Below are 16802 nucleotides of genomic sequence, written 5' to 3' on the forward strand. Positions count from 1 at the left end.
GGACGCGGCGTGGCGCAGCTGATCCTGTTCAACAAGCCGTTCAACGTGCTGACCCAGTTCACCGACGGCACCGGCGCACCGAACCACACCAGGCGGGCAACGCTCGCCGACTATATCGAGGTGCCGGGGGTATATTCGGCGGGACGGCTCGACCTCGACAGTGAGGGGCTGCTGCTGCTGACCGACGATGGTCGGCTGCAGGCGCGGATCGCCGATCCCAGGTTCAAGCTCGCCAAGACCTATCTCGTCCAGGTGGAAGGCGTGCCGTCCGCGGACAGTCTGGCGCAACTGCGACGCGGCGTCGCGCTCAAGGACGGTGTGACGCGACCCGCCGAGGCCGCGCTGATCGAGGATCCGGCATTGTGGCCGCGCGATCCGCCGATCCGGGTGCGCAAGAGCGTCGCCGACAGCTGGCTGAGGCTGACGATCCGCGAGGGTCGCAACCGCCAGGTGCGGCGCATGACCGCCGCCGTCGGTCATCCGACCTTGCGGCTGGTGCGATGGAGCATCGGGGAGTGGACGGTAGCCGGCATCGAGCCGGGTGAGTGGCGGCGCGAGGAGGCGGGCTAGACGTCCGCGAAGGAAGGAAGAAGAAACGAGCCGCTGGTGAGGCTCGGTCTTGCCTCAGGATGCGGCGGCGACCACCGGCATGATGCGCGGGGCGGCCTCGCGCTCCTGGCGCATTGTCTGGGTGCGTTCGGCGCGAACGGCCATGGCCTCCCAGGAACTTGCGGCGCGATCGCAGCGGTCGCGGACATTGTCCAGCGTTGCGCTCGCCGCATTGGCCCGCTCGAGGTTCGCCTGCTTGCGGAAGAATTCAGCATCACCGGACATAGTGGAACCTCGTCGTCTGGAAAGAAGAACGGCGGCCCCGGATGGGGCCGCCGCCGGTAGATCAGTCTGCAGGCTGCAGGTTGACCGCCGCCATCTTGCCGCGGCGATCCTCTTCGAGATCGTAGCTGACGCGCTGGTTGTCCGCCAAGGTGGACATGCCCGCACGCTCGACGGCGGAGATGTGCACGAATGCGTCCTTGCCACCCTCGTCGGGGGTGATGAAGCCAAAGCCCTTGGTGGCGTCGAAAAACTTGACGGTGCCGGTAATCATGTAGGTATTCCTTCAACTGCGCACGTTCGAAAGGCGAACGACGCCGCTAAGGCAGCAGGGAAGGAAGGAAGTAGGAGCCGCAAAGCGCCGAAGACCGTCGATGTGCGACTGTAGCACCTACCATATGGGCCGATTATCCGCTTTCTGCAAGGCGAGGCCGCGAAACGGCCTGTCGCAGCCTCGTTCGTGGCGCCTTCTATCGCTTGCGACCTACTGCGCTCAGCGTCGTCGCGGGGGTTATAATCTCGACGTCGGTCTTGAGGTGCAGCAGCTTCACGCCGGGGCCGGCGGCGACCGCGGCGGCGAGGGCGGGAGCAAAGTCGGCGGTCTGCTCCACGGTCGCAGCCCAGGCGCCGTAGGCACGGCCAAGGGCGGCAAAATCGGGGTTGCGGAGCGCGGTCGCGGAGACGCGGCCGGGGAATTCGCGTTCCTGATGCATGCGGATGGTGCCATAGGCGCCATTGTCGACGACGATGACGATCAGGTCGGCGCCATGCTGGATCGCGGTGGCGAGTTCCTGACCGTTCATCAGGAAATCGCCGTCACCCGCGAGCGCGACCACGCTGCGCCCGCGATGACGCAGCGCCGCGGCGACGGCGGCGGGCAGGCCATAGCCCATTGCGCCGGCGGTGGGCGCCAATTGCGTGCCGGGGCCGGCATAGGCCCAGAAACGATGCCACCAGCTCGAGAAATTGCCCGCGCCGTTGCAGATGATCGTGTCCGCCGGGAGCGCCTCGCGCATCGCGGTGACGCAGGCACCAAGGTCGAGTGCGGCGCCCGCGCGCGGCTGCGGCGTCGACCAGCGCTGCCATGCCGCATGGGCAATCTCGCCGTCGGGCCTCGGCGCCCGATCGAGCGCAGGCAGCGCAGTGGCGATTTCGGCCATGCCCGCGCAGACCGCCAGATCGGCCCGATAGGTGCGATCGAGCTCGGTCGGGTCGGGGTGGACGTGGATCAGCTGCTGGCCGGCGTGATCGGGGGTGATCAGCGTATAGCCATCCGTGGTCGCCTCGCCGAGCCGCGCGCCGAGCACCAGCAACACGTCCGCCGCTCTGATCCGCGCGAGCAGTTCGGGATTGGGGCCATAGCCGAGATTGCCCGCATAGACGCTCGAGCCGTTGGGAACCGCGTCCTGGCGGCGGAAGGCGGCGGCGACCGGCATGCCGGTCCGCTCGGCCCAGGCGGTGAAAGCATGGGCCGCCTTCTCGTCCCAGCCGGCGCCGCCGATGATCGCCACTGGACGCTCGGCCTTCTCCAGCATGAACCCGAGCGCAGCGATTGCATCGATATCGGCGGCCTGCGCGACCCGCTCCACCCGTGGCCGATCGACAGCGTCGACTTGGTCGAGCAGCATGTCTTCGGGCAGCGCCAGCACCACCGGTCCGGGACGGCCGTTCATGGCCACTGCATAGGCGCGGGCGACATATTCGGGAATGCGGCGGGCATCGTCGATCCGCGCCGTCCATTTGGCGAGCGGCGCGAACATCGCCTGAAAATCGACCTCCTGGAACGCCTCGCGGTCGCGGGTGCCGCGATCGACATCGCCGATGAACAGGATCATCGGCTGCGAATCCTGCATCGCGACATGGACGCCGATCGAGGCGTTGGTCGCGCCGGGGCCACGGGTGACGAAGGCGATGCCAGGGCGATGAGTGAGGGTGCCATCGGCGCAGGCCATGAACGCCGCGCCGCCTTCCTGCCGGCACACCACGGTCTCGATCCCAGGTGTGTCGTGGAGCGCGTCGAGCACTGCGAGGAAGCTTTCGCCCGGCACGGTAAACAGGCGCTCGCAGCCTTGCGCCACGAGCTGATCGACGAGGATGCGGCCACCGGTTCTGGTCATGCCCCGTCATGCCGCCGGCGCGCGCGCAAGTCGAGGTGGCGCTCGCTTGACCGGATGATCCGCCGCGTTATCGCCCGGTTGATGAGGAACATGGCGATGACGATTACCGCGGGCACGGCACACACGAGCGCGCGGCGCGCAACAGCCGGGCTGATGGCCGGCGCGGCCCTGGCGCTGGCGGGATGTGCCGGCCAGCAGGCAGCGCGGCCGCAGCCGTTGCCGCGCGCGGGCACGGTTTATGAAGCCAATGGGCAGAAGGTGCAGCTTACCGGACTGACCGCGCTGCCCGCCCCGTCGGGCGGGTCCGCGGCGGCAGCCTCTCATTCCGGCGCTGGCGACACCGTGCCGTCGGGCTATCAATTCCTTTATGGCTCGGGCGAAGCCGCCGCGCTCAGCCGCCAGGCATTCCGCGGGCTTGCCGCACTGGCGGTTGCCGATCGTGATCGGCACGCCGGCCACAGCGTGGTGCTGGCGCCGGACGCGACGCTGGCGGCGCCGTCATGGGTGGATTGCGGCATCAAGCCGCACGCTGCAGTGTTCGACGCGGACGAGACGGTGCTGCTCAACCTCGGCGCCGAGGAAAAGGCGGCGCGCCACCCCGGCCCATTCGACGCGGAGCAATGGACCCGCTGGGAGCGGACCGGCGCAGCCGCGGTCGCGCCGGCTCCCGGCGCGGTGGAGGCATTTGCAGCACTGCGAAACGCCGGCGTCACGGTGATCATCAATTCCAACCGCGATGTGACGAACGCAGCCGGCACGGTGGCGGCATTGAAGGCGGCGGGGCTCGGCAGCTTCACGCCTGGCGAGACGCTATTCCTGCGCGACGGATCCAGCGGCAAGGATGGCCGGCGCGCCACCATCGCGCAGCGTTATTGCGTGGTGGCGATGGCGGGCGACCAGCTCGGCGATTTCAGCGACCTGTTTGCGGCGATCGCCTCGCCCGCGAAGCGCCGCGCCGCCGCCGATGCCGGGGCGATCGGCGAGCGTTGGGGGAATGGCTGGTTCGTGTTGCCCAACCCGGTGTACGGCAGCGCGCTGAAGGGCGGGTTCGACGATGTCTTCCCGCTCGACAAGCGCTGGATCGATCCCGGCGCGGCAAGCGGCCAGTGAGCGCTCGGACCACCCTGTCAGTGCAACGCATGTGCGCATGATCCCACGCCGGCGGGGCGTACGGCTCGCGATGGCGGCACTGGCGCTCGTCGCGGGGCTGGCGGTGGTCGCGGCCGAGGCGGTGTCGCCGCCGCGGCTGCTGAGCTGGGCGGATGCCGCGGCCGGTGGCGGCTGGGGCGCCGAGGAGGCAGCGAGCGCGGTGCCGTTCGGCACCGAGGGGCAGACGCTCGATATCTGGCGACCGACAGCCGCGGCCACGGCCGGCAGCTTGCCCGTCCTGATCTTCTTCTACGGCGGCGGCTGGGTGAACGGCGACCGCGCTGCTTACGCGTTCGCGGCGCGCGCCTTCGCCAAGGCCGGTTTCGTCGTGGTGGTGCCCGATTATCGCAAGGTGCCGGGAGTGCGCTTTCCCGCCTTCCTGCAGGATGGCGCGCAGGCGGTGCGATGGACCCGCGATCATGTCGCCCGCTTCGGTGGCGATCCGCGGCGGATCGCGCTCGCGGGCCATTCGGCGGGCGCCTATAATGCGGTCATGCTCGCGCTCGACCCGCGCTGGCTACGCGCCGAGGGCGTCGACCCGCGCATCGTCCGCGCGGCGATCGGGCTATGCGGGCCCTATGATTTCTACCCGTTCGACAAGAAGCGCTCGATCGATGCGATGCAGGGGGTCGCCAGCCCGGCGCTGACCCAGCCGATCCACTTCGCCCGCGCCGACGCGCCGCCGCTGCTGCTCGTCACCGCCAGCCACGACACCGAGGTGCGCCCCTATAATGCGGTCAATCTATACCGCAGGTTGCGCGGCCTCGGCGCACCGGTGGTGTTCCGTGACTATGCCGGGCTCACCCATGAGAATGTCGCGATGGCGCTGTCGCGCCCCTTCCGCGGCAAGGCGCCGGTCCTGGCGGACGGCGTGAGCTTTCTCGACCGGATCCTCGTCGCCGATCACTACCCCAACAGCAAATGACCGGTCATTTCAGGGATGCCGGGCTTGGCTCGCGCGCAACTTTCGGTTAACGCGCGCCGATCATGGCTTCCCGACCACAGACGCTCTACGACAAGATCTGGGCCGCGCACGTCGTCGAACGGCGCGATGACGGCACCTGTCTGATCTACATCGATCGTCACCTCGTCCATGAGGTGACCAGCCCCCAGGCGTTCGAGGGGCTCCGCGTCAGCGGCCGCCGCGTCCGCCGCCCCGAGCTGACGCTTGCGGTGCCCGATCACAACCTGCCGACGACGCCGCGGGTCGACGCTGCCGGGCGGCTGCTGCCGATTGCCGACGCCGAGAGCGCGCAACAGCTCGATGCGTTGCGCCGCAACACCGCAGAATTCGGCATCGACTATATCGACGCGATCGCCGCCGAGCAGGGCATCGTCCATGTCGTTGGTCCGGAACTGGGGTTCACCCTGCCGGGCACCACCCTGGTGTGCGGTGACAGCCATACCTCGACGCATGGCGCGCTGGGCGCGCTGGCGTTTGGCATCGGCACCAGCGAGGTGGAGCATGTGCTCGCCACCCAGACGCTGCTGCTCAGCCAGTCGAAGAACATGGAAGTGCGGGTCGAGGGCAGCCTCGGCTTCGGGGTCAGCGCGAAGGACGTGATCCTGGCGATCATGGGCCGGATCGGCGCGGCGGGCGGCACCGGCCATGTCATTGAATTCACCGGTGAGGTAATCCGCGGCCTGTCGGTCGAGGGGCGGATGACGGTCGCCAACATGTCGATCGAAGGCGGCGCGCGCGCCGGGCTGGTCGCGCCCGACGACGTCACCTTTGCTTATCTCAAGGGTCGGCCGATGGCGCCGGACGGCGACGAATGGGACAAGGCGGTCGGCTGGTGGCGCACGCTCGCGACCGATCCGGGCGCGACCTATGACAAGGTCGTGCGGATCGACGCGACTGATATCGCCCCGGCACTGACCTGGGGCACCAGCCCCGAGGACGTGGTGTCGATCACCGGCGTGGTGCCTTCGCCCGAGAGCTTCGCCGATCCCGCCAAGCGCGCCGCGGCCCAGCGCAGCCTCGATTACATGGGCCTCGCCCCCGGCACCGCGATGCAGGATGTCGCCGTCCAGCACGTCTTCATCGGCAGCTGCACCAACAGCCGGATCGAGGATTTGCGCGCCGCCGCCTCGGTCGCCAACGGTCGCCATGTCGCCGACGGGGTGCGGGCGATGGTGGTGCCGGGCTCCGGTCTGGTGAAGCGGCAGGCCGAGGCCGAGGGGCTCGACCGGATCTTCGCCGCGGCGGGCTTCGAATGGCGCGAGCCGGGCTGCTCGATGTGCCTGGCGATGAACCCGGATAAAGTCCCGCCCGGCGAGCGTTGTGCATCGACGTCGAACCGCAACTTCGTGGGACGCCAGGGGCCGGGAGCGCGGACGCATCTGCTCTCGCCGGCGATGGCAGCGGCGGCGGCGGTAACCGGGCGGCTCGCCGACGTGCGTGATTTGATGGGAGAAGCGGCGTGAAGAAGGTTCTGGTGATGCTGGTGGCAGGCGCCATGCTCAGCGGCGTGGCCGCCTATGTGGCCGCGGCGCGGACATCGCCGACCCCGGTAAAGACCGAGCGCTGACCCTTCCGCGCCACCCGCATTCTGCGGGGTCGGCGCAAGTGGAGCTTTTCCCGTGAATCCCGTCACCACCGTTACCGGCACCGCCTATCCCTGGGGTGCCAAGAATATCGACACCGATATCATCATCCCCGCGCATTGGCTGAAGACCATCTCGCGATCGGGGCTGGCGCGCGGCGCGTTCGAGACGGTGCGGGCGCAACCGGGCAACGTGTTCGATGATCCGCGCTACACCGGCGCGCCGATCCTGATCGCCGGCGACAATTTCGGCTGCGGCTCGAGCCGCGAGCATGCCGCCTGGGCGCTGGCCGACATGGGAGTGACGGCGGTGATCGCGCCGAGCTTCTCCGACATCTTCTCGGGCAACGCGTTCAAGAACGGGATCGTCCCCGTGGTGCTGCCGCAGGAGGCGGTGGACCGGTTGGTCGAGGTCGCGCGGACCCATCCGGTCACCGTCGACCTGGAGACGATGACGGTGACCACGCCGTTTCAGGACCGCTTCACCTTCGACCTCGACCCGTTTCGCCGCCGCTGCCTGATGGAGGGGCTGGACGAGATCGGCTTGACCTTGGCCCGCGATACCGCAATTTCAAACTTCGAGGGCGCGATGAACCAGCATCGGCCATGGATCGAGGGGAGGAGCGGCTATGCGAGCGTTGCTGTCGAGGGCGCCGGGCGGACCTGACACTCTGGAGCTGGCCGAGCTGCCCGATCCTGCGGCGGGCAGGGGCGAGGTTGTGGTCGCGGTCAAGGCGTGCGCGATCAACTATCCCGATGTGCTGATCATCGAGGACAAATACCAGTTCAAGCCACCAAGACCGTTCGCGCCGGGCGGCGAGATCGCCGGGGTGATCGAGACGGTAGGAGAGGGCGTGACCGGCTGGCAGGTCGGCGAGCGGGTGATGGGCGTGATCGGCCATGGCGGGCTGGTCGAGCGGGTCGCGCTGGATCCGGCGCGGCTGTTTCGCCTGCCCGACGAGCGCGGCTTCGCGGAGGGCGCGGCGCTGCTGCTGACCTATGCGACGACCATCCATGCGCTGCTCGATCGTGGCCGACTGGCCGCGGGGCAGACCCTGCTGGTGCTCGGCGCCGCCGGCGGCGTGGGGCTGGCTGCGACCGAGCTCGGCAGGGCGTTTGGCGCTCGGGTAGTGGCGGCGGTGTCGTCCGAGGCCAAGGCGGCGGCGGCAAGGGCAGCCGGGGCCCACGAGGTGGTGATCTACGGCCGCGCGCCGTTCGACAAGGATCAATCCAAGGCGCTTGCCGAGCAGTTCAAGGCGGCGGGCGGTCGGCAGGGCTTCGACGTGATCTACGACCCGGTCGGCGGGGATTATGCCGAGCCGGCGTTGCGCGCTATCGGCTGGGAAGGACGTTATCTGGTGGTAGGTTTTCCTGCCGGTATCCCGCGCTTGCCGCTCAACCTCACTCTGCTCAAGAGCTGCGATGTCTGCGGCGTGTTCTGGGGCGCGTTTGCCGCGCGCGATCCGCAGGCGAACCAGGCGCACGTCGACCGATTGTTCGCCTTGTGGCGCGATGGCAGCATCGCGCCGCGCGTTACCGAGACGTTTCCGCTCGCGCGTGCCGGCGAAGCGATCGCCAGGGTCGCGGCCCGCACGGCGATCGGCAAATTGGTCGTGCAGATGGGCTAAGGGCGCCGCAGGCCGCTCCATCCATCGGTCCCCTCCGTTGCGCCGCGCCGGGGGCGGACCTATGTGGGCGGGACGGCAAGAGCGGGGTAAGTCGGCGATGACCAGTTTCGAGGATCGACAGCGCGCCTTCGAGAACAAGTTTGCGCGCGACGAGGAGATGGCGTTCCGCATCACCGCTCGGCGCAATCGGCTGCTTGGCCAGTGGGCCGCGGCGCAGATGCAGCTGACACCCGAGGAAACCGATTCCTATGCCAAGTCGGTCGTTCAGGCCGATTTCGAAGAATCGGGCGACGAAGACGTGGTCCGCAAGCTGGTGGGCGACCTCACCGCGGCGGGCGTCGAGATCGATGACGGCATCGTTCGCCGCGCGCTGGACGAGAAGCTCGTCGAGGCCCGCCGCCAGCTGATCCAATCCGAGTAGGTACGAACGATATGCCCATGGTTGCCGACGACATCGCCACGCTGATCCGCGCCGCCATTCCCGATGCGGTGGTGGAGATCACCGACCTTGCCGGGGACGGCGATCACTATGCTGCCCGCGTGGTCAGCGCGAGCTTTGCCGGGCTGCCGCTGCGCAAGCAGCACCAGGCGGTCTATGCCGCGCTCGGCGGACGGATGGGCGGCGAACTCCACGCGCTCCAATTGAAGACGGCTGCGGCCTGAAGGATGGCGACCATGACCGATGACACCCATGCCCGGATCGACGGGATCGTGAAGACCAACAAGGTGGTACTGTTCATGAAGGGCAGCCCGCTGTTCCCGCAGTGCGGCTTCTCCAGCCGGGCGGTGGCGATCCTTGATCACCTCGGCGCGCAATATGAGAGCGTCGACGTGCTTCAGGACCAGGGTATCCGCCAGGGTATCAAGGGCTATTCGGATTGGCCCACGATCCCGCAGCTCTACGTCGGTGGCGAATTTGTCGGCGGCTCGGACATCATGATGGAGATGTACGAGAGCGGCGAACTGGCCGAACTGCTGCAGGGCGAGAACCAGGGACAGGCTACCGCCGGCTGAGCACTCTTCTCGGATGCCGCACAAGGGCGGGTACGTGTCTGCCTCAGTGAGGTGGACCAATCCGCGGCTGTTCGGAATTTGGGAGAGGCCGGGTGAGGGTGGGCAACCGCGAGACTGGTAGCAGCGGTTGCCCACCCTGCTGAAACGTGTGAACGCTCGGCTGCCTGTAGCTTAGCAGGCTGCGTGCCAGAATTGATGAAGCACGCCATTCCGCGGCGGTTGGTGGTTAACGCCGCGCCGCGCTTAAGCGCTAATGTAAAGAAATCTGACAGCGGGCGCGGGCAGCGCAGTTCGCGATCTGTCGCCACCCCGTAGAATTACCACATTGACTACGCCCGTAATCGGTATGACTACAGGCGTAGTCAGTAGCGGAGTCGACGGATGGCGGAGCGTATCAGCGATGCGGAGCATGCGGTGATGGAGGTGCTGTGGGACGCGGCGCCGCTCACTGCACAGGATGTCGCCGAACGGGTCGATCCGCAGCGCGGCTGGAGCGCCAATACCGTCAAGACGCTGCTAGGTCGGCTGCTCGCCAAGGCGGTGATCGCGCATGTGCAGGATGGCCGCCGCTATATCTACCGGCCGCTGGTGGCGCGCGATGATTATGTCGCCGGCGAGTCGCGACGGCTGATGGACCGGTTGTTCGGCGGCAAGCTGACGCCGCTGGTCGCTCACCTCGCCGAGCGCGACGAACTGACCAGCCAGGACATCGCCGAGATCGAGGCGCTGCTCCGGGAGTTGAAGCAGTGAGTGGCGTCGCGCTCGCGAGCTGGGCGATCCAGGCGCTGATCGCCTCGACGCTGCTGATGGCGCTCGTGATGGCGATCCGTGCGCCGGTGCGCCGGTTGTTCGGCCCGCAGCTCGGCTATGCCCTGTGGGCGCTGCCGTTGCTCCGCCTGCTGCTGCCGCCGCTCCCCGAGCGCTGGCAGCAGGTGACCGCGACGCCGATCGCGCGCGCGGGCGAGACGCTCTCGGTAATTATCATCACCCCCGGCGCGGCGCTGAGCCATGTGGTCGCGCCGCAGGCGCCGGCATTGGCATGGACGTTGCCGTCGCCGGGGCTCCTGCTCGGGCTGTTGTGGCTGGCGGGGAGCGCGGTCTTTCTGTGCTGGCACCTCGCAGCGCATAGCCGCTTCTGCCGGCGGCTGCTGCGGTCCGCGGCGCGGGTCGAGCGGCTAGACGGGGTCAGCGTCATCGCCAGCGAGGCCGCGACCGGGCCGCTCGCCTTCGGCGTACTGCGCCGCTATGTCGCCTTTCCGCTCGACTTCGATGATCGCTACGATGCCGACGAGCGCGAACTCGCGCTGGCGCATGAGATCGGCCACCACCAGCGCGGCGACCTTGTCGCCAATTGGGCGGCGCTCGCAGTGCTCGCGATCCACTGGTTCAATCCCATTGCCTGGCGCGCCTTCAGGGCGTTCCGCGCGGACCAGGAACTGGCCAATGACGCGCGCGTGCTCGCCGGCCGCTCGACGATCGATCGTCACGCTTATGCCTGCGCGATCATCAAGGCGGCGCACGGCGGCGCCGTTTCCGCTGCCTGTCACCTCCACACCATCGACGATCTGAAAGGGAGAATACGCATGCTTTCCACCCTGCCACGCTCACGCGGCCGGATCGCCACCGGCGGCGCCATGGTCACCTTGCTGGTACTCACCGGCCTCGGCCTCACCGCCTCGGGCACGAGCGCCGCCGCGGCGCTGACCGGCAAGGTCGGTGAGACGATCGGCATTAACTTGCAGATGCCGCCGGCGCCGCGCGCACCCGCCGCACGCGTCGCGCCTGCCGCACCCGCGGCGCCCGACGCAGAGAAGGCCGCCGATGCCGCGCCCGCAGACGAGGCCCCCGAGGCCCCCGAAGCGCCGCCCGCCCCGCCGGGCGGGCATCGCCATGCCGGCACCGTCACTATTGCGGACGACCGGGTGACGATGACCGATGGCGCGGTGCGGGCTCGTGACGGGTTGCCGATCTCGGCCGCCGGCGTCCCGCTGGTCAGCGAGCGGGTGTGCGACGGGCGGCGCAACGGCGATGATCACCCGGTGGTGATCCAGACCCGCGAGCATGGCCGCAAGGCGATGATCATCTGCTCAGACCGGATCGCGAAGATGGCAGCCGCGGCTACGGCTCAGGCCGCCGCCGTCGCGGTTCAGGCTTCGGTCGCCGCCAGCCATGCGGTCGCGATGGCGCTCGACAGCAAGCAGATCCGGCTCGACGCGATGAACCATGCGATCGCCGGCATGCGGGCGGCGCGGCTCGGCATCGTCAACGAGCCGACCATGTCGGCCGACCAGCGCAGGGCGGCGCTGCAGGGCATCGACCGGGGCATCGCCGACATGCGCCAGCAATTGTCCGAGGTCGATTAAGGGCGGGGCACGCGCAGTTCGGCCGGCAGTGTTGACGAGGGCAGGGCTTGCCTTCGCCCGCTGTCGCCGCCATCTCCCGGCCATGGCTGAGCACCCGACCGGCATCCCGATCCAGCTCGAGCCCCTCGTCACCCGGGTGCTCGCGCCCAATCCATCGCCCTATACCTTTACCGGTACCCAGACCCATCTGGTCGGCATCGACGATCTAGCAGTGATCGACCCGGGCCCGGACGATGCCGCGCATCTCGACGCGCTCGTGAGGGCGATCGCCGGCCGGCCGGTGCGCGCGATCGTGATTACCCATCATCATCGCGATCACAGCCCCGCCGCGCGGCCGCTCCAGGCGCTCACCGGCGCGCCGATCGTCGGCGCCGCGCCGTTTGCTCCCGACGGCGCCGGCCCGCGCGCCGACGCCTCGTTCGATCACGCTTACGCGCCGGACCGGGTGCTGGCCGATGGCGACCGGCTGGCTGGTGACAGCTGGACGCTCGCGGCGATCGCCACCCCGGGCCACACCTCCAACCATCTCGCCTTCGCCCTGCCGGAGACGGCCGCGCTATTTTCGGGCGATCACGTGATGGGCTGGGCGACCAGCGTGGTGTCGCCGCCCGATGGCGACATGGGCCAGTATATGGCCAGCCTCGACAAGCTGCTCGGGCGCAGCGACCGCATCTATTATCCGGGTCACGGCGAGGCGGTGGAGAACCCGCAGCGGCTGGTGCGCGGCATGCTCGGCCATCGCAAGCAGCGTGAAGGCCAGATCCTGCGGCTGCTGCGCGAGGCGCCGCGCCCGGTGCCGGCGATGACCGAGCGGATGTATGTCGGGCTTGATCCGCGGCTGCTGCCCGCGGCACAGCGCTCGGTGTTGGCGCATCTGTATGATCTGCAGGGGCGTGGTCTGGTGATCGAGGAGGGGACGGCATGGCGGATCGCGGCGTGACCCCGCCGGTGGAGCTGGTACGCCCGTCGCGCGTCGCCCCGTTCCTCGCCAAGACAGCGGGCGTGCTGCTGCTGCTGGTGCTTGCCGGGCTGCTCGCGCTGTGGGGCGTGCAGCGCTATGTCGAGCACCGGCTGGCACCGGACCCCACCACCATCGCCAGCGCCAGCCTGGAAGGGCTGCGCGAGCAGAACCGGCTGTCCGCCTTTGCCGCGCGGTTCGTCGCCGTCGTCACCTCGCGCCAGTCTCAGCTCGGGCTCAGTACTGAAAAGACGCTGATCATGCCCGGCATGGTGCGCTACGAGGTCGATCTCGGCGCGCTCGACCAGGATGATGTCCGCTGGGACGCCGGCACCCGCGCGCTGTCGGTCAGGCTGCCGCCGGTGCTGATCGACGGGCCGCAGGTCGATCTCACCCAAATCCGCGAATATGGCTCGGGCGGCTTGCTCTCGCGCTTGACCAGTGCCGATCAGGGCCTCGATGCCGCCAATCGCCGTGCCGGCCAGCTCGAGCTGATCCGCCAGGCGCGTGATGCGACGCCGATGAAGCTCGCCCGCGACGCCACCCGCCACGCCGTCGAGCGCAGCTTTGCGATGCCGCTGCGCGCGGCGGGCATTGACGCCACCGTCAACGTCACCTTCGCCGACGACCCCAGCCCGAGCCGTGAGCGCTGGGACACCAGCCGCACGCCGGGGCAGGTGCTCGGCAACGCAAATTGAGGTAGAAGCCGTCCCATGGAACTGAAGACCAATTTCGCCGGGCTCGACCTGCGTGCCGAGATCGAGCGGCTGCGCAAGGACCGCAATGCCGTGATCCTCGCGCATTATTACCAGAAGCCCGAACTGCAGGATCTCGCCGATTACGTCGGCGACAGCCTCGACTTGAGCCGCAAGGCGCAGGCGACCGACGCCGACGTGATCGCCTTCTGCGGCGTGCGGTTCATGGCGGAGACCGCCAAGATCCTCAGCCCCGACAAGATCGTCGTGCTGCCCGACATGGATGCCGGCTGCAGCCTGGAAGACAGCTGCCCGCCCGAGCAGTTCTCCGCGTTCCGCGCCGCCCATCCCGATCATATCGCGCTTACCTACATCAACTGCTCCACCGAGGTGAAGGCGCTCAGCGACATCATCGTCACCTCGTCGTCCGCCGAAAAAATCCTCGCGCAGCTGCCGCGCGACCAGAAGATCATCTTCGGGCCGGACCGCAACCTTGGCGGCTATCTGGCGCGCAAAACCGGGCGCGACATGCTGCTGTGGCCGGGCGTGTGCATTGTCCACGAGGCGTTCAGCGAAACCGAACTCCTCAAGCTCAAGGCGCAGCATCCCGGTGCGCCGATCGTCGCCCATCCCGAATGCCCGGCGATCATCCTCGATCACGCCGATTACGTCGGCTCCACCCGCGGCATTCTCGAATATGCGATGGCGATGCCGGGCGACACGCTGATCGTCGCCACCGAGCCACACATCATCCATCAAATGGAAAAGGCGCTGCCACACAAGCGCTTCATCGGCGCGCCGGGCGCAGATGGTAACTGCAATTGCAACATCTGCCCGTACATGGCGCTCAACACCATGGAGAAGCTCTACGTCGCGCTGCGCGACCTCGCGCCGCGGATCGAAATGGAAGAGGGGCTGCGGATCCAGGCCAAGAAGAGCCTGGACGCGATGCTGGCGATGGCCTCGGCTACCGTGGGTCAGGGCGATCTTGGGCCCGCCAGGGTAACCGGCGACTGATCCGCCGGTGGGGCTGCTTGGGAAGCGCGGCCTCGTCCTGGCGGCAGGATCAGGCGGTGGTGTCGGAGGAGACTGCGGGGCCTTCCATGTCGAGGCCGAGCATCTGCGATCGTGCTTCGTCGATATGGATGGCGACGATCGTCAGTTGCAGTTCGTCGGCCAGTGCCAACGACGCAGTCAGCTGTTGGTACAAGGTGGCAATGTCGCGCGATCGCATGTCAGACATACATCCCCCCCCCGAAACGCAGGATTTGGTAAACCGTTGCGGCTTGCCCTTTACGGCAAGCTCGCTCAATTGTCACTCGCCTAGGTTAGTATACCGCCCCTACTACGCCGCTTTTAAGAGACCACTTCATGACATTTTCGCTGCCCGGTTTTGATCTCGAACGCTTCGTCGCGGCGACGCTGGCGGAGGATCTCGGCGGCGATGGAGTGGCGGGCGGCCGCGACGTTACCTCCGAGGCGGTGATCCCGGCGGAGGCGCGCTTTGCCGGCGTGATGGCAAGCCGCGACGCGATCACGGTCGCTGGACTGCCCATCGCCGAAGCCTTCTTCCGCACGCTCGATCCGGCTGTGCGGATCGAACGGCTGCATGACGACGGCGATGCGGTTGCGGCGGGCACGGCGCTGCTGCGCCTGGAGGGGCTGGCGCGACCGATGCTCACCGCCGAACGCTCGGCGCTCAACTCGGTGCAGCATCTCTCCGGCATCGCCACACTGACGAACAGCTATGTCCGCGCCATCGCCGGCACCGGCGCGACGTTGCTCGATACCCGCAAGACCATCCCCGGCCTGCGCGTGATCGAGAAATATGCGACGCGCATGGGCGGCGCGCAGAACCACCGGATGGGGTTGTGGGATGCGGCGATGATCAAGGACAATCACGTCGCGGTGGCAGGCAACATCGGCGAGGCGGTGCGCCGCGCGGTCGCCGCGGGGATCGAGCGGATCATCGTCGAGGTCGATTCGGTGGACCAGATCGTGCCGGCGCTGGCCGCCGGCGCTACCCATCTGCTGCTCGACAACATGGCGCCGCCGATGCTCCGCGAGTCGGTGGCGCTGGTGGCCGGCCGGGTGCCGACCGAGGCGTCGGGCGGCGTGCGCCTGGACAGCATCAGCGCCATCGCCGAAGCAGGCGTGACCTATGTGTCGGTGGGGCGACTCACCCAGAGCGCGCCGGCGGCCGACATCGGGCTCGACTTCGCGCTGATCTGATATCATCGGCGATCCGCGCTTGCACGATCCGCGGGCGGCGATAGCGTGCGGCGCGTGCAAGGGGGACATGCTGTGATCAGACCATCATCGATCATTCGGTTCGAACAGCTCTATTGGGCATCGTTCGTGATCGGCCTGATCAACACCGCAACCAGCTGGACGAGCCGCGCCCAGGTGCTGGCGGCCAACCCCGTGCTTGCCAACGCCACCTGGTTCCTGCCGGCGGTGACGGTGGTGAGCATCGCCGTGTCCGTGACCTTGTGGTATTTCATCGCCCGCACCCCGAGCGTCGTCGCCAAATGGGTGCAGGTGGTATTTGCCGGCATCGGCGCGATCAGCACGCTGCTGGCCGTAATTTCCGTGATCGGCGGCAGGGCACCGGCGCTGCTGCCGGTGGTGCTCGGGATCGTCGCCAATCTGCTTTACATCGCTGCCGCGGTGATGCTGTTCAGGCCAGATGCGAAGGAATGGTTCGGCGAAGATCGCGACGACGATCTCGATGACCTAGACCGCCCGACCGCGCCGACGGAGCCGTTCGCATGACCATGTTCCGCACCGCCGCGCCGGTCATCGCCGCCACTATCGCGCTGCTCGCCCCCGCCGTGGCGACCGGCCAGGCCTACCAATGCTCGGTGCCGACGGGTGCGCAGCGGATCCATCCGGAGCTGCCGAGCGACAGTCAGCCCGCGCGGCAGCTGCCGATCGGCGGCTATACGCTCGCGATCACCTGGGCGCCGCAATATTGCCGTGACCATGCGGACGAGGCTTCGGCACGCGTCCAATGCGGCAGCGGTAATCGCTTCGGCTTCACCCTGCATGGCCTGTGGCCGGACGGGTTCGGCAAGGACTGGCCGCAATATTGCCATCCGACCGCGCTGCTGCCGCAGCCGGTGATCCGCCTGCATCTGTGCGCGACCCCGTCGGCGCAGCTGTTGCAGCACGAATGGGCCAAGCATGGCACCTGCATGCCCGGCTACCGCCCGGCGCGCTATTTTGCCCAGTCCAATGGCCTGTACGCGCGGCTGCGCTATCCGGAGATGGACTCGCTGTCGCGCGCGCCGCTGACCGCCGGGCGCTTCGCCACGGCAATGGCGCGCGCCAATCCGGGGCTCGGCGCCGACATGATGCGGGTTACCGCCACCAAGCAAGGTTGGCTCGACGAAGTGTGGATCTGCCTCGATCGTCGCTTCCGCTACCAGCGCTGCCCGGCGCACCAGGGCGGGCTACCCGCCGGCGCACCGCTGACCATCTGGCGGGGCAGCCGCTAGC

Annotated in this window: 21 protein-coding genes; 17 read left to right on the top strand and 4 right to left on the bottom strand. The window is 68.3% G+C overall.

What is annotated here, in order from left to right; translation table 11 throughout:
• Positions 1–9: 9 nt before the first annotated feature.
• Complete coding sequence (locus AC07M8_RS00620) at positions 10–570, top strand: pseudouridine synthase (RefSeq protein ID WP_495172535.1); 561 nt, start codon at positions 10–12, stop codon at positions 568–570.
• A gap of 54 nt (positions 571–624) precedes the next feature.
• On the opposite strand, the gene AC07M8_RS00625 is transcribed toward AC07M8_RS00620, so the two are convergent.
• From AC07M8_RS00625 to AC07M8_RS00635, 3 genes are all read right to left on the bottom strand, one after another.
• Complete coding sequence (locus tag AC07M8_RS00625) at positions 625–834, bottom strand: hypothetical protein (protein ID WP_267395301.1); 210 nt, start codon at positions 832–834, stop codon at positions 625–627.
• 61 nt (positions 835–895) lie between these two features.
• Positions 896–1105, bottom strand: a complete 210-nt coding sequence (locus AC07M8_RS00630) for a cold-shock protein (protein WP_267395300.1) — start codon at positions 1103–1105, stop codon at positions 896–898.
• Between the two features lie 196 nt (positions 1106–1301).
• On the bottom strand, positions 1302–2948 hold the full coding sequence (locus AC07M8_RS00635) for a thiamine pyrophosphate-binding protein (protein ID WP_495172536.1): 1647 nt from the start codon (positions 2946–2948) through the stop codon (positions 1302–1304).
• 96 nt (positions 2949–3044) lie between these two features.
• Here AC07M8_RS00635 and AC07M8_RS00640 point away from each other — a divergent pair, with 96 nt between their 5' ends.
• From AC07M8_RS00640 to nadA, 13 genes are all read left to right on the top strand, one after another.
• Positions 3045–4058, top strand: coding sequence for an HAD family acid phosphatase (locus AC07M8_RS00640; RefSeq protein WP_495172537.1), 1014 nt, complete (start codon positions 3045–3047; stop codon positions 4056–4058).
• Positions 4059–4095: 37 nt separating this feature from the next.
• A complete protein-coding gene (locus AC07M8_RS00645; protein WP_495172538.1) occupies positions 4096–5022 on the top strand; it encodes an alpha/beta hydrolase in 927 nt (308 codons plus the stop codon).
• 62 nt (positions 5023–5084) lie between these two features.
• Positions 5085–6524 carry a 3-isopropylmalate dehydratase large subunit gene (gene leuC / locus AC07M8_RS00650; RefSeq protein ID WP_495172539.1) on the top strand — a complete coding sequence of 480 codons (1440 nt, stop codon included), beginning with the start codon at positions 5085–5087 and terminating at the stop codon, positions 6522–6524.
• Positions 6525–6680: 156 nt separating this feature from the next.
• The gene (gene leuD / locus AC07M8_RS00655) at positions 6681–7310 is read left to right on the top strand and encodes a 3-isopropylmalate dehydratase small subunit (RefSeq protein WP_495172540.1); all 630 of its coding nucleotides are present in this window, start codon (positions 6681–6683) and stop codon (positions 7308–7310) included.
• The gene (locus AC07M8_RS00660) at positions 7273–8271 is read left to right on the top strand and encodes an NADPH:quinone oxidoreductase family protein (protein ID WP_495172541.1); all 999 of its coding nucleotides are present in this window, start codon (positions 7273–7275) and stop codon (positions 8269–8271) included. Before leuD ends, AC07M8_RS00660 begins: the two co-directional genes overlap by 38 nt.
• Positions 8272–8368: 97 nt before the next feature.
• Positions 8369–8692: a DUF1476 domain-containing protein gene (locus AC07M8_RS00665; protein WP_495172542.1), complete on the top strand. Its 324-nt coding sequence runs from the start codon at positions 8369–8371 to the stop codon at positions 8690–8692.
• Positions 8693–8703: 11 nt separating this feature from the next.
• Entirely contained in the window at positions 8704–8934 is a 231-nt protein-coding gene (locus tag AC07M8_RS00670) for a BolA family transcriptional regulator (protein WP_267395290.1), read from the top strand.
• Positions 8935–8946: 12 nt separating this feature from the next.
• Positions 8947–9285, top strand: a complete 339-nt coding sequence (grxD, locus tag AC07M8_RS00675; protein WP_495172543.1) for a Grx4 family monothiol glutaredoxin — start codon at positions 8947–8949, stop codon at positions 9283–9285.
• A gap of 381 nt (positions 9286–9666) precedes the next feature.
• Positions 9667–10035, top strand: coding sequence for a BlaI/MecI/CopY family transcriptional regulator (locus tag AC07M8_RS00680; RefSeq protein WP_495172544.1), 369 nt, complete (start codon positions 9667–9669; stop codon positions 10033–10035).
• Positions 10032–11648, top strand: coding sequence for a M56 family metallopeptidase (locus tag AC07M8_RS00685; RefSeq protein WP_495172545.1), 1617 nt, complete (start codon positions 10032–10034; stop codon positions 11646–11648). Before AC07M8_RS00680 ends, AC07M8_RS00685 begins: the two co-directional genes overlap by 4 nt.
• An 82-nt stretch (positions 11649–11730) precedes the next feature.
• Complete coding sequence (locus AC07M8_RS00690; protein ID WP_495172546.1) at positions 11731–12588, top strand: MBL fold metallo-hydrolase; 858 nt, start codon at positions 11731–11733, stop codon at positions 12586–12588.
• Positions 12570–13304: a DUF4230 domain-containing protein gene (locus AC07M8_RS00695; protein WP_495172547.1), complete on the top strand. Its 735-nt coding sequence runs from the start codon at positions 12570–12572 to the stop codon at positions 13302–13304. Before AC07M8_RS00690 ends, AC07M8_RS00695 begins: the two co-directional genes overlap by 19 nt.
• Before the next feature lie 15 nt (positions 13305–13319).
• Positions 13320–14318, top strand: a complete 999-nt coding sequence (nadA, locus tag AC07M8_RS00700; RefSeq protein WP_495172548.1) for a quinolinate synthase NadA — start codon at positions 13320–13322, stop codon at positions 14316–14318.
• 49 nt (positions 14319–14367) lie between these two features.
• Here the strand turns inward: nadA and AC07M8_RS00705 are convergent, their stop codons facing one another.
• Positions 14368–14544, bottom strand: coding sequence for a hypothetical protein (locus AC07M8_RS00705; protein ID WP_495172549.1), 177 nt, complete (start codon positions 14542–14544; stop codon positions 14368–14370).
• Positions 14545–14672: 128 nt separating this feature from the next.
• On the opposite strand from AC07M8_RS00705, the gene nadC reads away from it, so the two are divergent.
• From nadC to AC07M8_RS00720, 3 genes are all read left to right on the top strand, one after another.
• Positions 14673–15533: a carboxylating nicotinate-nucleotide diphosphorylase gene (gene nadC, locus AC07M8_RS00710; protein WP_495172550.1), complete on the top strand. Its 861-nt coding sequence runs from the start codon at positions 14673–14675 to the stop codon at positions 15531–15533.
• Positions 15534–15605: 72 nt separating this feature from the next.
• Complete coding sequence (locus AC07M8_RS00715; RefSeq protein WP_495172551.1) at positions 15606–16076, top strand: hypothetical protein; 471 nt, start codon at positions 15606–15608, stop codon at positions 16074–16076.
• Complete coding sequence (locus AC07M8_RS00720; RefSeq protein WP_495172552.1) at positions 16073–16801, top strand: ribonuclease T2 family protein; 729 nt, start codon at positions 16073–16075, stop codon at positions 16799–16801. Before AC07M8_RS00715 ends, AC07M8_RS00720 begins: the two co-directional genes overlap by 4 nt.
• Position 16802 lies beyond the last annotated feature (1 nt).

Source organism: Sphingomonas sp. GW821-FHT09E03, from assembly GCF_059416225.1.

Excerpts from the sequence above, each read along its gene's own strand:
- AC07M8_RS00660 (WP_495172541.1), top strand. The coding sequence starts at position 7,273 with ATGCGAGCGTTGCTGTCGAGGGCGCCGGGCGGACCTGACACTCTGGAG.
- AC07M8_RS00680 (WP_495172544.1), top strand. The coding sequence starts at position 9,667 with ATGGCGGAGCGTATCAGCGATGCGGAGCATGCGGTGATGGAGGTGCTG.
- AC07M8_RS00695 (WP_495172547.1), top strand. The coding sequence starts at position 12,570 with ATGGCGGATCGCGGCGTGACCCCGCCGGTGGAGCTGGTACGCCCGTCG.
- AC07M8_RS00720 (WP_495172552.1), top strand. The coding sequence starts at position 16,073 with ATGACCATGTTCCGCACCGCCGCGCCGGTCATCGCCGCCACTATCGCG.
- nadC (WP_495172550.1), top strand. The coding sequence starts at position 14,673 with ATGACATTTTCGCTGCCCGGTTTTGATCTCGAACGCTTCGTCGCGGCG.
- AC07M8_RS00670 (WP_267395290.1), top strand. The coding sequence starts at position 8,704 with ATGCCCATGGTTGCCGACGACATCGCCACGCTGATCCGCGCCGCCATT.
- nadA (WP_495172548.1), top strand. The coding sequence starts at position 13,320 with ATGGAACTGAAGACCAATTTCGCCGGGCTCGACCTGCGTGCCGAGATC.
- grxD (WP_495172543.1), top strand. The coding sequence starts at position 8,947 with ATGACCGATGACACCCATGCCCGGATCGACGGGATCGTGAAGACCAAC.
- leuC (WP_495172539.1), top strand. The coding sequence starts at position 5,085 with ATGGCTTCCCGACCACAGACGCTCTACGACAAGATCTGGGCCGCGCAC.
- AC07M8_RS00625 (WP_267395301.1), bottom strand. The coding sequence starts at position 834 with ATGTCCGGTGATGCTGAATTCTTCCGCAAGCAGGCGAACCTCGAGCGG.
- AC07M8_RS00665 (WP_495172542.1), top strand. The coding sequence starts at position 8,369 with ATGACCAGTTTCGAGGATCGACAGCGCGCCTTCGAGAACAAGTTTGCG.
- AC07M8_RS00640 (WP_495172537.1), top strand. The coding sequence starts at position 3,045 with ATGACGATTACCGCGGGCACGGCACACACGAGCGCGCGGCGCGCAACA.
- AC07M8_RS00705 (WP_495172549.1), bottom strand. The coding sequence starts at position 14,544 with ATGTCTGACATGCGATCGCGCGACATTGCCACCTTGTACCAACAGCTG.
- AC07M8_RS00690 (WP_495172546.1), top strand. The coding sequence starts at position 11,731 with ATGGCTGAGCACCCGACCGGCATCCCGATCCAGCTCGAGCCCCTCGTC.
- AC07M8_RS00645 (WP_495172538.1), top strand. The coding sequence starts at position 4,096 with ATGATCCCACGCCGGCGGGGCGTACGGCTCGCGATGGCGGCACTGGCG.
- AC07M8_RS00635 (WP_495172536.1), bottom strand. The coding sequence starts at position 2,948 with ATGACCAGAACCGGTGGCCGCATCCTCGTCGATCAGCTCGTGGCGCAA.
- AC07M8_RS00630 (WP_267395300.1), bottom strand. The coding sequence starts at position 1,105 with ATGATTACCGGCACCGTCAAGTTTTTCGACGCCACCAAGGGCTTTGGC.